The organism is Paenibacillus sp. BSR1-1 (assembly GCF_030403775.1).
Taxonomy (GTDB): domain Bacteria; phylum Bacillota; class Bacilli; order Bacillales; family Cytobacillaceae; genus Neobacillus.
Genome location: NZ_JAQMWQ010000012.1, coordinates 1 through 14,406, shown reverse-complemented (window position 1 = coordinate 14,406; position 14,406 = coordinate 1). Strand labels below are relative to the sequence as shown.

At 40.9% G+C, this 14,406-nt stretch carries 17 protein-coding genes, 1 rRNA gene and 1 riboswitch; of the genes, 13 read left to right on the top strand and 5 right to left on the bottom strand.

Going from position 1 to position 14,406, the window contains the following annotated elements; translation table 11 throughout:
* The first annotated feature begins 77 nt into the window (after positions 1 to 77).
* Positions 78 to 162, top strand: a riboswitch (cyclic di-GMP riboswitch).
* Positions 163 to 211: 49 nt separating this feature from the next.
* Positions 212 to 376, top strand: a complete 165-nt coding sequence (locus PH210_RS16850; protein WP_223594270.1) for a hypothetical protein — start codon at positions 212 to 214, stop codon at positions 374 to 376.
* A gap of 36 nt (positions 377 to 412) precedes the next feature.
* Here the strand turns inward: PH210_RS16850 and PH210_RS16845 are convergent, their stop codons facing one another.
* Positions 413 to 580: an acyltransferase gene (locus PH210_RS16845; protein WP_289987133.1), complete on the bottom strand. Its 168-nt coding sequence runs from the start codon at positions 578 to 580 to the stop codon at positions 413 to 415.
* 157 nt (positions 581 to 737) lie between these two features.
* On the opposite strand from PH210_RS16845, the gene PH210_RS16840 reads away from it, so the two are divergent.
* The 8 genes from PH210_RS16840 (at position 738) to galE (ending at position 8,044) form a co-directional block, all read left to right on the top strand.
* Complete coding sequence (locus tag PH210_RS16840) at positions 738 to 875, top strand: hypothetical protein (protein ID WP_289987132.1); 138 nt, start codon at positions 738 to 740, stop codon at positions 873 to 875.
* A 471-nt stretch (positions 876 to 1,346) separates the two neighbouring features.
* Positions 1,347 to 2,249, top strand: coding sequence for an ABC transporter ATP-binding protein (locus PH210_RS16835; protein WP_289987130.1), 903 nt, complete (start codon positions 1,347 to 1,349; stop codon positions 2,247 to 2,249).
* Position 2,250: 1 nt separating this feature from the next.
* Positions 2,251 to 2,988, top strand: coding sequence for an ABC transporter permease (locus PH210_RS16830; RefSeq protein WP_289987129.1), 738 nt, complete (start codon positions 2,251 to 2,253; stop codon positions 2,986 to 2,988).
* Positions 2,989 to 2,994: 6 nt separating this feature from the next.
* A complete protein-coding gene (locus tag PH210_RS16825) occupies positions 2,995 to 4,131 on the top strand; it encodes a sensor histidine kinase (protein WP_289987128.1) in 1,137 nt (378 codons plus the stop codon).
* A complete protein-coding gene (locus tag PH210_RS16820; RefSeq protein WP_289987320.1) occupies positions 4,128 to 4,730 on the top strand; it encodes a response regulator transcription factor in 603 nt (200 codons plus the stop codon). Before PH210_RS16825 ends, PH210_RS16820 begins: the two co-directional genes overlap by 4 nt.
* Before the next feature lie 191 nt (positions 4,731 to 4,921).
* Positions 4,922 to 5,743: a UTP--glucose-1-phosphate uridylyltransferase gene (locus tag PH210_RS16815; protein WP_289987127.1), complete on the top strand. Its 822-nt coding sequence runs from the start codon at positions 4,922 to 4,924 to the stop codon at positions 5,741 to 5,743.
* Complete coding sequence (locus PH210_RS16810) at positions 5,740 to 7,014, top strand: UDP-glucose dehydrogenase family protein (protein ID WP_289987126.1); 1,275 nt, start codon at positions 5,740 to 5,742, stop codon at positions 7,012 to 7,014. The genes PH210_RS16815 and PH210_RS16810 overlap by 4 nt, the downstream gene beginning before the upstream one ends.
* Before the next feature lie 19 nt (positions 7,015 to 7,033).
* Positions 7,034 to 8,044: a UDP-glucose 4-epimerase GalE gene (gene galE, locus PH210_RS16805; protein ID WP_289987124.1), complete on the top strand. Its 1,011-nt coding sequence runs from the start codon at positions 7,034 to 7,036 to the stop codon at positions 8,042 to 8,044.
* A gap of 15 nt (positions 8,045 to 8,059) precedes the next feature.
* Here galE and PH210_RS16800 read toward each other — a convergent pair whose 3' ends face one another.
* Positions 8,060 to 9,127 (bottom strand): glycosyltransferase family 61 protein, encoded by a 1,068-nt coding sequence (locus tag PH210_RS16800; protein ID WP_289987121.1) that lies wholly within the window; start codon positions 9,125 to 9,127, stop codon positions 8,060 to 8,062.
* Positions 9,128 to 9,351: 224 nt separating this feature from the next.
* Between PH210_RS16800 and PH210_RS16795 the strand changes: the two genes are divergently transcribed.
* Positions 9,352 to 10,386 (top strand): glycosyltransferase family 2 protein, encoded by a 1,035-nt coding sequence (locus tag PH210_RS16795; protein ID WP_289987119.1) that lies wholly within the window; start codon positions 9,352 to 9,354, stop codon positions 10,384 to 10,386.
* A gap of 65 nt (positions 10,387 to 10,451) precedes the next feature.
* Positions 10,452 to 11,447: a glycosyltransferase family 2 protein gene (locus PH210_RS16790; protein ID WP_289987116.1), complete on the top strand. Its 996-nt coding sequence runs from the start codon at positions 10,452 to 10,454 to the stop codon at positions 11,445 to 11,447.
* A 96-nt stretch (positions 11,448 to 11,543) separates the two neighbouring features.
* Here the strand turns inward: PH210_RS16790 and PH210_RS16785 are convergent, their stop codons facing one another.
* Entirely contained in the window at positions 11,544 to 12,503 is a 960-nt protein-coding gene (locus PH210_RS16785) for an NAD-dependent epimerase/dehydratase family protein (RefSeq protein ID WP_289987114.1), read from the bottom strand.
* Between the two features lie 163 nt (positions 12,504 to 12,666).
* On the opposite strand from PH210_RS16785, the gene PH210_RS16780 reads away from it, so the two are divergent.
* The gene (locus PH210_RS16780) at positions 12,667 to 13,380 is read left to right on the top strand and encodes a glycosyltransferase (protein ID WP_289987113.1); all 714 of its coding nucleotides are present in this window, start codon (positions 12,667 to 12,669) and stop codon (positions 13,378 to 13,380) included.
* Positions 13,381 to 13,413: 33 nt separating this feature from the next.
* On the opposite strand, the gene PH210_RS16775 is transcribed toward PH210_RS16780, so the two are convergent.
* Entirely contained in the window at positions 13,414 to 13,545 is a 132-nt protein-coding gene (locus PH210_RS16775; protein ID WP_289987111.1) for a hypothetical protein, read from the bottom strand.
* A 62-nt stretch (positions 13,546 to 13,607) separates the two neighbouring features.
* Entirely contained in the window at positions 13,608 to 13,883 is a 276-nt protein-coding gene (locus tag PH210_RS16770) for a hypothetical protein (RefSeq protein ID WP_289987109.1), read from the bottom strand.
* Between the two features lie 462 nt (positions 13,884 to 14,345).
* Between PH210_RS16770 and PH210_RS16765 the strand changes: the two genes are divergently transcribed.
* Positions 14,346 to 14,406, top strand: a 16S ribosomal RNA gene (locus PH210_RS16765); the annotation flags it as partial.

Sequence of the window (14,406 nt, the reverse complement as noted above, 5' to 3'; positions counted from 1 at the left end):
AAAATACCCACCTGTTGGGTCCTAAGACACTTTTCATTTATAAATTTGTTGGATATATTTTTGATAAACACATAAATCGTACGAAACGGCAAAGCCATTGAAAAGTGGTGACGCAAAACTACAGGGGCTAATGTCTAACGACAATGCTAGCCAGTTACCGAACACGACGTACTCCTGCGATTTATGTAAACCACAATTGGGGGGTTATCATGTGTTGAAAATGTTTATTCGAGGCAAATATTTTTATCATTTAATCCAGTACCGCCACAATGAAATCCTGCAGCAGGATTGCCTTGATGAGGAATTAAGAATGAAGTTACGGGTGAAATCAAGCTACCATAATAGCAAAGCCGTGGAGCTAGGAGCAAAAATGTAATCGTTGTCAAAAAAAGCCTGGGACTCCAGGCTTTTTTTATGAAAATCTTTGTACAAAGTTACAGCAGGAACAGGCTCGTCCAAGCAGTCTTTTCGTTACATGATGTTCATAATAAATTTCTTCTAATCCGCAAACAGGGCATTCAATTATGTGAAAAATTCGTCGTTCTCCTAAAATGGCATCTAACAAAATCTCAAACTCCATCCTCTTGCCCCCTACTAGTATTTCTTTAAAGATAGCAAATGATAGCCGTGAAAAAAGACGAATATTGTCAAGTGGTTTCTGAATGTTATCGACATTATTTGTCATAGTTTCCTATTCTTTTGGCCATCCTAAAAAATAAAAGAGGAGGGCTGTTAAAATGAAAAAAGATGAGGATAAAATTAGCGATGGCTTAAATCAAATATTTGAAATCATCAATGCAAAAGGCGATACGGGCGAGCTAGAGGAAATTGTCGACCAAAACGATTCCAGCGAAAATAACTCTTCCACCACATAATCATCAGATTAGCCCAAAGACCTAGACAACGTTCTGGGTCTTTTTTTTGCGTATTGTGGACAAATAAACGTGAGAATGTGGATAGTCCAACGGATTTTGTGGATAAACCGCTGGAAAAAGTGGATAAGTCTAACAAGATTGTGGATACATCAGTGGATATTGATCGGATAATTATAGTTATGCACATTATTTGTGTATAAAAGTCTGAAAAGTGTGGATATTTTGCGGTGATGTGTGGATAGCAAGCCTATAACTGTTGGTAACTGCCTTAAAACCTGTGAATAAACCAGCAAGACTTTTTGCCTATTCAGTCACTATCATCCAAATGCCAAACCACTGGTATGGATTATGTTTGCGTAAACCCCATAAAACAATATGACAAATGTCACCTCATTTTAATGACACTGCTTACTAAAATTCCCCACCCCTCCAACGTACAATGAAATCAAGAAAGCAGGAGGTGTTCGAAACATGAACGCAATTTTAACCTTAACAAATGTGACAAAGTCCTTTCAACATAAAACAGCTGTAAATAATGTATCTTTTTCAATTGGCCAAGGAGAAGTCGTGGCGATACTTGGTCCGAATGGTGCTGGGAAAACGACGACGATTTCGATGATCTTAGGGCTCCTCAAACCAACTGCCGGGGAGATTCGTCTGTTTAACCTCGAACCTCATGAAAAGCAAGTCCGCGAAAAAATAGGGACGATGCTGCAGGAGGTCAGTGTGATGACGGGCCTAAAGGTTCGGGAAATTCTTCAATTAATCAGAAGCTATTATCCAAAACCGCTCGACCTGGAGGAACTCATCAATTTAACGGGACTTACAGAACAGGACCTTAAAACCCGGGCGGAAAAATTATCAGGCGGACAAAAACGCCGTCTTAGTTTTGCACTTGCTCTGGCAGGAAATCCAGAATTGATTATTTTCGATGAACCGACCGTCGGGATGGATATTACTTCAAGAAACCGCTTTTGGCACACGGTTCGGGCTTTGACTGAACAAGGCAAAACCATTATTTTTTCAACCCATTACCTCCAGGAAGCCGATGACGCAGCCGATCGGATTTTCCTTTTTAAAGACGGCAGCATCGTGGCGGACGGAACACCGCAGCAAATCAAAGCGAGAATTTCCAAGCAGTCAGTGTCCTTTATTGTCGATCCGGAACTATCTTTAGAAAAGTTGTATCTTCACAGTGAAATCGATGATATTTATCGAAAAGATAACCGGGTTTACGTGCAGTCGACGAATACGGACCGAGTTCTTGAATTAATTTTTCAAGAAAAAATCGGTGCGCGGGATATCCAAATTGAACGCGGCAAGCTGGAGGAAGCATTTGAACAATTAACGGGTAACGACAAGGAGGCTATATAAGATGAAAGTATTTCAAATGCAATGTAAAACAGAGATTATTCGTGTGTTAAGGAATCGCTATTTCGTGTTTTGGTCACTAGTGATGCCGATTCTTTTCTATTATATTTTCACGAATGTTGTCAATAAGAATGCACCGGATCTAGCAGAGTGGCAGGCACATTACCTCATGTCGATGACGGTGTTCAGTGTGATGGGCTCATCGATGATGACGCTCGGAATCCGGATGGTGCAGGAGCGTTCTCAAGGCTGGTCAACATTTATTCGAATTACCCCCTTATCAGACGGCGTTTATTTTGCCGCGCAAATGGTCGGGCAAAGCGTCATTCATGCCTTTTCGATCACGATTATTTTTATCGCCGGGGCTTTAATCAATGATGTTTCCCTTACCGCTGCTGAATGGGTCATGAGCGGTGCCTGGATTTTGCTCGGCTCGCTGCCATTTCTGGCAATTGGAACTCTCGTCGGAATGATGAAAAAAGTAGAAACAGCAGCAGGTGTCAGCAATGTCCTTTATATGGTGCTCGCGATTACAGGCGGGCTATGGATGCCGCTTGAGATTATGCCGAAAATGATGCAGGCCATTGGGAAGTGGCTGCCATCCTATAATTTTGGCAATGGCGCGTGGGAGATTGTTCGCGGCAACATGCCGGATTGGAAAAATATTCTGGTTTTGATCGCCTATTTAGTCTTGTTCATGCTACTATCAAAGTATATTAGAAGAAAACAAGAAGCGGTGTGATGAAGGATGAAAAAGTCGTTTAGCCTATTCCCTCGGCAATTCGGCTTCTTCCCCTATATCTTCCTCATTTATATCGGATTTCCGATTTACTATCTGACGAAGGAGGCAGGGGTGAAGCAGCTGCTTGGGTTTGGGATGGTGCTGCTATTTTTGGTGACGTACCGCCAGCTTTATTTTTCAATGGGAAAAAGAAGGTTCACCTACTGGCTTGCTTTGCAAATGGGAATCGTTTTTATTTTGACGTTATTTTATCATTTAAACTATATGTTTCTAGGATTTTTCCCGGCGAATTTTATCGGCTGGTATCGAGATAAACGAGTTTTCTACCGAGGTCTTATCTGCCTCACATACGTGGAAATATTCCCGTTTGCTTTTCAGGTAATAAAGACAAATACATTTTTCACGTTTGCTGAGCTCATTTATTTTGTTCCATTTCTCATCATCATGCTGATTTCGCCATTTGGCATCCGCTCGATGAACCGGAGGATGGAACTGGAAAAGGAGCTCGATAAAGCCAATAAGCAAATCGAAGAATTGGTGAAGCGGGAGGAGCGGGTGCGGATTGCCCGTGACCTTCATGATACGCTTGGTCATACGTTGTCCTTGCTGACCCTGAAAAGCCAGCTTGTGCAGCGGCTGACCGCTGTTGATCCAGAAAGGGCACGACTTGAAGCAAAGGAAATGGAAACGACATCAAGGGCAGCGCTTAAGCAGGTGCGCGAGCTTGTAACGGACATGCGGGCAGCGACCATTGCGGAAGAACTCATCCAAATCCAGCAAATTTTGCGGGCGGTGGGAATTACCTATCAATACGCTGGAGATCATGACTTTTCAAAAATCCCCCCATTTACACAAAATATCGTCGGGATGTGTGTACGGGAAGCAGCGACAAATGTCGTAAAACACAGCCGGGCAACCCATTGTTCCGTTTCCATCAATCTATCATCTGAAAAAATGAAGGTCGTGATTCATGACGATGGGATGGGGGTCTCAGGGAAAAACAACCAGTACGGTAATGGCTTGAACGGGATGGTAGAGCGGCTCGCCCTTATCGAGGGCTCACTAAACCTATCGAATCATAATGGCGCTGTTTTAGAAATGATCGTTCCAATTATTAAAAAGGCAGGAGGTGCTGCGGTCTGATTCGCTTATTTATCGCGGAGGACCAACGAATGCTCCTAGGAGCACTCGGGTCGTTACTAGATTTAGAGAAGGATATGAAGGTAGTCGGCCAGGCGATGAATGGGGAAAAAGCACTTGCTTCTATCCTTGAGCTTAAGCCGGATGTTTGTTTAATGGATATTGAAATGCCTGTAATGAATGGGCTCGAGGTAGCGGAGGAACTGGCACGGCTGGCTGCCCCTAGTAAAGTCATCATTCTCACCACCTTCGCCCGCCCAGGCTATTTTGAAAGAGCCGTAAAAATTGGTGTTCACGGTTATTTGCTTAAGGACGGGGAGATAGAAGAGCTGGCGGATTCGATCCGTCAGGTGACAGCGGGAAAACGCGTATTCAGCCCGGAGCTCACCTTTACCGTCATCCGTGAGGAAAACCCGCTCACTCCCAAAGAACAAGAGATTCTTAGATTAGCAGCTTTAGGGAAAACAACAAAAGAAATCACATCCGAACTCTATTTATCATCTGGCACCGTCCGCAACTACATCTCCGAAATTATCCACAAACTCGACGCCAAAAACCGAACTGAAGCAGCCGCCATCGCCCAGAATAAAGGGTGGATCTAAATTCTAATATCAGAAGGGGCCTGTTAATAGGCCCCTATTTTTTGAGGCGGCAACCTAATTATCAACTCGCAAATTCAGTCTGCAGTACCTTGTACACTACCTATTTTATCGCCCTTTCTATGTTGGACAACCTTCCTCCAAATCTACTCAGGAATATAGTAATACTAGTTCGTAAGGAGGGAAGGGGTGTCATGATTAGAAAGGCCATTATTCCTGCAGCAGGGTATGGAACCAGAACCTTGCCAATTACAAAGGTATTGCCAAAAGAGATGTTGCCGATTTGTGGACGACCCGCCATTGATTTCCTGGTTGAAGAAGCCATCAAATCAGGGATTGAGCAGATTTTAGTCGTTGTATCCAGGTCTAAGAACATGATTCTGGATTACTACGATCGATCGGTAGAATTGGAAACCTACTTAGAACAAAAAGATAAAACGCATCTATTGAAGGAAATCAGTCTTCCTGATGTGCATTTTCAATATGTTCGACAGCAGTATCCCCGCGGGCTGGGTGATGCCGTTTTGTTAGGGAAGCACTTCGTTGGTAAGGAACCATTTGCGGTCTTGCTGCCGGATGAGATTATTCTTTCAGAAAAAAGTGAACCGTTAAAACAGTTAATCGATTTGTTCAGCGTATATAAGAGGAATGTCATTGGTGTGAAAAAAATATCTGCTCCGGAGCTGAAAAACTATGGAGTGATTCAGCCGGAAACATTAAAGGATAACCAATATATCATCAAGGACATTGTCGAAAAGCCGCAGGAATCTCCGCCTTCGAATTTGGCGGTTATCGGAAGGTATATTTTTGACTCTGAAATCTTTCGCTATCTTGAGAATGTAAAGCCCGGTGTTGCCGGGGAGATCCAATTAACAGATGCGATTAAAGCGATGGCGAATGATTATCCAAGCTATGGACTTGAAATTGACGGCATGTGCTTTGATATCGCTAAAAGTTCAGAGTACGTTGCGCTGATTAATCATATTTGCGGACTAAGGGAGGATAAGGATCTGTGAACATTTTAATAGTCGGAACAGGATATGTGGGGACGACTACAGGGCTGATTTTTTGCGAGATGGGCCACAAGGTAACCGGACTGGATCTTGATGAACACAAAATACGCTCCTTGCAAGAAGGGAATCTATATTTCTATGAACCTGGTCTTGAGGAGCTTCTAAAAAAGCATATCCAAGCCCAAAATATTGCATTCACCAATCAGACAGAAAAGGCCATTAAGGAAAATGATGTAATCTTCATTTGCGTAGGAACTCCAAAAGGAACAGACGGAAACGCTGATTTAACCTTTGTCAGAAAAGCTGCTGAATCCATCGGTCAAAATATTAACACCTATAAAGTCATAGTAACGAAAAGCACTGTGCCCGTCGGGACGGTGGAATTGGTGACGGGGTGGATCCAATCCAAGCAAACGGCTCAGATTCCATTCGATGTTGTCTCAAATCCTGAATTTCTCCGCGAAGGCTCCGCCCTTCAGGATGCACTAAACCCGGATCGAATTGTCATCGGCACAGAAAGCGAAGCAGCCAGAACGATCATGAAAGAATTATATAAAAACTTCCATTGTCCTATCGTCGAAACCAACCCGAAAGCCTCCGAAATGATCAAGTATGCCTCAAATTCCTTCCTCGCCTTGAAAATTTCCTATATCAATGAGCTGTCTCGATTGTGTGATGAATTAGGTATTAATGTGAATGATGTCTCTCAGGGAATTGGACTTGACCCGCGGATTGGACCACAGTTCCTCCGTGCTGGTATGGGTTATGGGGGCTCTTGTTTTCCAAAAGACGTGAATGCGTTAATTCAGATTGCAAACGAAAAGGGCCGGCCCATGACAATACTCGAGAGAGTGGTGAAAGTGAACGAAGAGCAGCCGCTGTATTTTATCGACAAAATAAAGGATGCCTTGGGTGGCGAGTTGAAAAATAAAACGATTGCCGTGCTTGGCTTAGCGTTTAAAGCGAATACCGATGATACAAGGGAGTCGCCAAGCATCACCCTGATTGATAGATTGCTAGAGGAGCAGGCAAATATCAAGGTACATGACCCTATCGTAAATTTATGGCCTCACCAATGCCGAACAGTAGAAAATACAATCAGTGGCGCCGATGCGATTGTTATCTGCACCGATTGGGAGGAATATAAGCGCATCAATTGGGGAAACCTCAAGCCTTTAATGAAGCAGCCATATATATTTGACGGCAGGAATATGCTTGAAAAAGTTCAAATGGAGAACTTAGGATTTTATTATATAGGTATTGCCAACTATTGAAAAAAGAGGCGGGGAGAACATGATTCTCATCACAGGGGGAGCCGGTTATATCGGCAGTCATGTCGTCCGCGACCTGGCGGATAAAGGGTACTCTGTTTTAGTGCTTGATAATTTATCAACTGGACATGTGGAGAGCGTTGACGAAAGGGCAATATTTATTCGGGGAGATATGGGAGATCGGGGGGTGCTCGAAGAGATCTTTGCAGCTTATCCTATAAAGGCAGTCATGCATTTTGCGGGCAGCTGTCTCGTGGGGGAATCCGTTAATTTTCCACTTAAATACTATCATAATAATGTTTCAAACACAGTCCAATTACTTCATAAAATGATTGAACACAAGATAAGGAGTTTTATTTTTTCTTCGACGTGTGCAACATACGGAATCCCTAATCAAGAAACAATCACTGAATTCTTGACTCCCAACCCCATTAATCCTTATGGAAAGTCAAAGTTAATGATAGAAACCATATTAAACAGTATCTCAGAAATATATGATTTTCAATATATCACGCTCAGGTATTTTAATGTCGCTGGAGCACATCACACCGGTGAAATCGGTGAAGACCATAATCCTGAGTCTCATTTAATTCCGAATATATTAGGGCATTTACAGGGGAAAACGCCATATATTGAAATTTTTGGAGATGATTACCCGACGCCGGATGGCACATGCATCCGCGACTATATTCACGTTACCGATTTATCGGAGGGGCATATTTTAGCACTTGAATATTTACTGCAAAGCAGCAGTCAAAAGATTGCTGAAACCTTCAATTTAGGAAATGAAAGAGGCGTCTCCGTTCTAGAAATGATAAAACTCTGTGAGCAAGTAACTGGAGTCAAAGCCTATGTGAAAATGCAACCGCGGAGAATAGGTGATCCTCCCCGCTTAGTGGCCTCCTCAAGAAAAATAAAAGACATGCTGGGCTGGTCTGCGAAATACGATATCAAGACAACCATCGAGACAGCCTGGAACTGGTATCAAAAGCATCCCAACGGATATAAAGAAAAAAACAATCCGCACCAATAAGGCGGATTGTTTTTATTATAATTTTATGTTTCTCAAGAGAGCTGTGAATTTTGGAATGTTTATTGTTATATTATCAAGGCCATTCCAACCATGAGGTGACTTTTCAGGATCTTTAAGACCAATAAAAGAACGATAGTTCAGGTTTCCAAATGAACTGATTGCCCAATATAGGGGAGTTATATAGGTTGGCGGAAAAATTTCAACCACCTTTGTATCTGGCTGGCAAAAGGTCAAATTGACCAATCCTGCTCCATGTGGTGCAACAATCGCTTCAGCAGTTGAAAAAAGCTTCGCCTGTTCAGCGACTGAGAGGGTTTCCAGTTCGATTTTAATAAAGCCGTATTTCGTCAGTACCTCCATCAAGTGGTCTTCGTTTAAAATTTTTCTTGACCATCTTCTGGTAATATAGATTCTTTTTTGATCATATGGCGTCGCACTGCTATCTTTTAAAAAAGTACACCTTAAAAAATCATATGCCCACTTTGTTGCAAATGATGGCTGGGAAGGAACAATCAAATTTTCCGCTTCAATATGAAACGTGCTATGTGTTTTGATCAGCTGGTCCGCAGTTATACCTAATTCATTTAGTGTCTCAATCTGAAAAGGAAAAACACGGGGTTCCGGCTTCACAATAAACAAATCAGCATTGATTCCGCTCTGTTTCAGCAAGTGAATACGGGGAAGTGTCTCATACATCCAATGATAATAATTCCCTCCCACTATATGGGTTAGATCTACAGCCTTTTCAACATGTTGAGAAATCGGCGGCAATTCTTTCTCTTTAAAAATCGAATGATTGGAGCGTGGATGTACAAATTCTAATGAAACATCCCAAATCAGATGATTATCAGGGGTTAAAATCGCTCCATTCAGCCCGCACACACGGCCTCCGGGTATCACTCCGACTGATCCTCCTTCTAATTTGATTGGATAGCGTATCGGAGGATATTTAATTCGCCTTGAAAAAGAGGATGCTTGATAAATTTCCTTAAAAATCACTCCCTGAGAAAAAGAACCGGGATTCGCTTGAATCCATTCCTTTACTGAGTTATAGATTCCAATAGGCGGCAGTATATTGCTCAAAAAATTCCCCTCATTTTATTTTTTTGCTTTCACGTTTCCGTACATATTAACTATTCCTATTTGAAAGAACATGTTACTGAATCAATACTGATTTTTTAAAGTGGACCATAACATAAACCTATTACGATTTTCATTTCTTTTAGGTCTTACACCGGTTAATTCCTTCTATCATATACTGTCTTGGACAGTTGAACATTTTAAGTAAATCCAAGGATGTGAGATTCATGGAATTATTGTTTAGCGTAGTCATTCCTGTGTATAACAGGGCTGAGCAATTACTTCTTACCTTGACCTCTTTTGAAAAACAAATCAATCCACTCCCTTTCGAGGTAATAGTCATAAATGATGCTTCAACCGATAAAACTGTTGAAGTTTTGAAACATTATTCAGCAGAAGCGTCCTATCCATTTTCCTTCGTGTCATTAGAGAATAGAAAAGGACCAGGGGCAGCTAGAAATGCCGGAATTCAAAAAGCAACGGGGAAGTATATCATTTTTTGTGATGCAGATTATTTAGTTCTTCCTAATTTTATTGAGACGCATTACCAATTACACTTAAAACACGAAAATGCAGTTGTATCAGGAACTCCGTATTGCTATAAAGGCATATATAGTCAATGTTTTCCGAGTTTTTCCAATTGGGAATCTTCTATTATGAAACAATCGCTTAAAAGAACAGGGCTGTGGAAGAACTCCTATAATAAAGCAGACGAGATCACCTCCGTCCTAACACAGGAGGACATTAGAAATAATTTTGACAAAGTATATAAAATCTTGTCCATATATGATGGAATGGATGATTCGTTAAGAAAAGAATTTTATGATTTAACCGTTGCACCATGGTTATTATTTATTACACGTAATGTTTCCGTGGAAAAATCAGCATTTGAAAAAATTGGACAATTTGATGAAAGGTTAATTAGAGGTTCTGGTGAAGATTGGGAGCTTGGATATCGGTTATATCAAAGCGGTTACCAATTTGTCATCATTGAAAAGGAAATCGGCTATCATCAAGAACATCCTAATGAGTATCGAAAGCCCTACAAAACCCTAGTGTCATTTAGCAGTCTGTTGGCTGAAAAGTTTGGAAAGGAAGATCCTGAGATTTTTCTATTAAGCATTTGGAATTCCTCGGATGATTTATGGAAAGATATTCCGATTTATAAAAACATGGTTCGTTTATTTAGAGAAAATACCGGTGATCACAATGTAGAGCAGCTGAAGTACCTTCTTAAAAAAGGCTGTCAAAAAATATTATAGGCTGCTTTAAACAATACATGTGTTTTAAATAAGAGCATTTAATTGGAAGGATGGAGACCGAAAATATGCTTGTTTCTATGGTAATGGCTGTTCATAATGGAGAGAAATTTCTTCAAGAGGCAATCCATCACGCTTTGGCTCAAACTTATACTGAAATGGAATTCATTATAGTGAATGATGGTTCTTCTGATAGAACAAAACAGATATTAGATGAGATCCAAGACCAGAGAGTTAAGGTAATCCATTTAGACCAAAATGGCGGTGCGGCCAATGCCTTAAACTTAGGGATTAAGGAAGCAAGCGGCCAATGGATTGCTATCCAGGATGCCGATGACAATAGTTACCCAACAAGAATAGAGGAACAAGTAAAATTCATTAAGGAAAACCCGCATTTAGTAGGTGTGGCAACGTTCGTAAGATGTATTTCCGGGGATGATGATGTCCCAGATTATGTCTATGAAGAATATACATTAAGCAGAAATTATCATGTTTCAAAAAAGGAAATCAGGAAAATTATTTTTTGGGGCTGCCCTTTAACACATAGTTCTGTTATGTTCTCTAAAAGTGCCTTTGCGGAAGTGGGAGGATACGATCCCGGCTATAAAATTGCTTATGATTATGATTTATGGCTAAAACTATTAGAACTAGGCGATTTGGAGAAAGTTCCGAAGGTTTTACTGGATTATCGCATACAGAAGAATTCACTGTCACACAAAAATGGTTTTGAAACGATTCATGAAATACAAGTAGCTGCTTCAAAGGCTGTGTATCGAATGAAAAGTAAACAAAAACAACATTCGCCCAAGGTTATGGTAATAGGGGAACTGGGAAGCTGTGAAAATTATATTCAAAAAGTCGCCCCATTAAGTGGATTAGAGGTAACTGGTATCATTGATAAAAATAGCAGTAACCTTTCTTCTGCAATTCGAAAAATAAGAAATGGGAAGATAGATGCCATTATCATACTAGATAATGATAATACAACCAAAATAATTAGGAGCTTTGGAAGCCGATATTTAAAATATAATAAAGATTATTATATTTTACTGAATACGTTATAATAAACGTTTATCTTTAAAAACTGCATATTGAAATGAAAAAATCAAATGAAAAAGGCATGGAGATCAGAGACTCCATGCTTCATTTTTTCAAATCATCTAGTATATACTCAATTTTTTCTGATATTCCATAACTGTTAACTTCAGCCCATCTTCTAATGCTGTCACTGGTTCCCATCCTAATATTTTTTTCGCTTTTTGGATATCAGGTCTTCTAACATTGGGATCATCCTCGGGAAGCGGGTGGAATGTAATCGTGCTTTCAGAACCTGTTAGCTTTTTGACCCGTTCGGCCAATTCCAGGATTGAATATTCAACTGGGTTACCGATATTAATGATCTCCCCATTTGCAGCGTCCTTTTCCATTAAAAGCTTCAAACCGCGGATTGTATCTGTTACATAGCAAAACGACCGGGTTTGTGTCCCATTGCCATAAACGGTAATGTCCTCCCCTTTTAATGCCTGGGTAACAAAGTTCGAGATCACCCGGCCATCATCATTGGCCAGTCCCGCCGAATACGTATTGAAAAGGCGGGCCACCTTTACCTTTGTCTGATACTCCTTGAAATACAAGTAGCACAGGACCTCTCCCATACGTTTTGCTTCATCATAACAAGCCCTTGGCCCCCATGTATTCACATTGCCTCGGTAGCTTTCCGGCTGCGGATTGACCTCAGGATCACCATATGCCTCGCTTGTGCTCGTATAGACCAATTTGGCTTGATGTCTTTTCGCTAATTCCAGCATATTCTTCGTACCAACTGTGTTTGCATTTATCGTTTCGAAGGGTGCAGCTTGATAATATTTGGGAGAAGCAGGGGAGGCCAGGTGATAAATTTCTTGGACGTTCTTGAAGTCAGGGTCGGTTATTAGCTTCTGCGAACACACATCCATTTCTTTATATATGAACCTGTCATATGGCAGGTCAATAATATTCGTGATTTTTCCAGAATAAAGATTATCTATGCCTATAACTAGACAGCCTTCAGCGAGTAAATCCTTCGCAAGGTGTGATCCTAAAAATCCTGCAACGCCGGTAATTAACACTTTCTTTTCCATGATTCACCTCTATTTCTCCTGTCTTTAACATATTATGAGGTAAATAAAGATTGGTATGGGTAGGTGGGGGCGAATTGGTCACGGTTTTGATGTATACCATAAGGGAACATATTGGGAAATAGATAATTTCCAGCGGCAAAATTTTGAGGGGGGGAAAGAGACTGTGATATCCGTTATAGCCTGCACCAATCGGCAGGAATTTGTACAACTTATAATTGAAAATTTCCAAAAACAAACTCTGGCCCATAAGGAGCTTATTTTGATCCTAAATTCCTTGGACCTGCATGCAGATCCAGTTCCTGATGAGCAGATGAAAATTCTATGTTTTCCAGATGATATGAGTTTAGGAGAGTGTTTAAACAGAGGTGTTAAAGTGGCGAAATATGATTATATTGCCAAGATGGATGATGATGATTATTATGGAGCCGATTATTTGAAGGAAGCGTATGAGATGCTTGTTCTTACAGGGGCAGATCTCGTTGGAAAAGGTACTTTTTATATCTATTTTAAAAAGAACCATGAGGTCCGCTTGTATAACCCTAATTATGAAAATAAATGGATTGTAAACGCAGGGCCTTATAAATCTTCCTATTTTTTACACGGGGCTACACTTGCTTGGAAGAAGTCTATTTTTAACAAAGTCTGCTTTCCTAAGGTAAATCTGGGTGAAGACAGCGGCTTTCAGCGGGTTTGCTATGAAGATGGACTGAAAATGTACTCTTTATCTAAGGACCATTATGCATATGTTCGATACCCTGCACAAAATCACCATCATTCTGATGCAAAAGAGCCGCATTTAAGAAGAAGAAGCCTGTTCGCTGGCAGCACCTCATCAATTGAAAGGTTTTTTCAAAATAAAAAGCAAGGCAGCGAATAAAAAAGCGCGGCCTTGCTGAAAAAGCTGATTTTATTAAGCAAGCAAATCAACAGAGAAGCTTTCAATGTCTTTACAACGGATGACGGTCAATCTCTCGCTAATAATAGGTGACACAGTTGCTGGTTCAATAATTTTCACGCAGCAGTCCTTTGTAACTTTCTCCAATTCCCCAGTTATAATGTCTCCGGATGTAGTTCTAATGGTTACCTCACTATGCATGAAATTCTTTAGAATCTGGCATAGACAGTCACACTTACAGTCGTTTTTACAGCGGCTATGTCCGGAACTGCTATGCCCGGAACTGCTATGCCCGGAACTGCTATGCCCGGAACTGCTATGCCTGGAACTGCTATGTCCGGAACTGCTATGCCCGGAACTGCTATGTCCGGAACTGTCATGTCCGGAACTGCTATGCCCGGAACTGCTATGTCCGGAACTGTCATGTCCGGAACTGCTATGCCTGGAACTGCTATGTCCGGAACTGCTATGTCCGGAACTGTCATGTCCCTTTTTCCCCATTTCTTCACGCCCCTTCCAAATTGGTCATTTCAAATTAATATATTCATTAAAAAATGGAAAGTTAAGGGCGGAGAATGATTTTTATCGCCCATATTCAGCTGTTTATCCTTAGGTAGCGGCATAGGCTATTTCATTTTGAATATCACAAGGGATATCATTAAACACATCTTCAAGTCTTCCTCTTAAAGATTATTAGTTTATTTTTTTTTGAAAAGGTATTGACCAATCTATTAATCTCCTGTAATATAGGAAAAGTCGTCAGCGAGGCGATGAAAGATAAATAAAAAAAGTTGTTGACTTTGACAACTTGAAATGTTATATTAATAAAGTCGTCTTTGAACGACAGCTTGCTCTTTGAAAACTAAACAAACAAAAACGTCAACAAACAATAATATTCGTTTCTTATTGAAACGAAGCCAACGTTTTATTTTATGAGCTAATCAACTTTCTTGGAGAGTTTGATCCTGGCTCAGGACGAACGCTGGCGGCGTGCCTAATACATGCAAG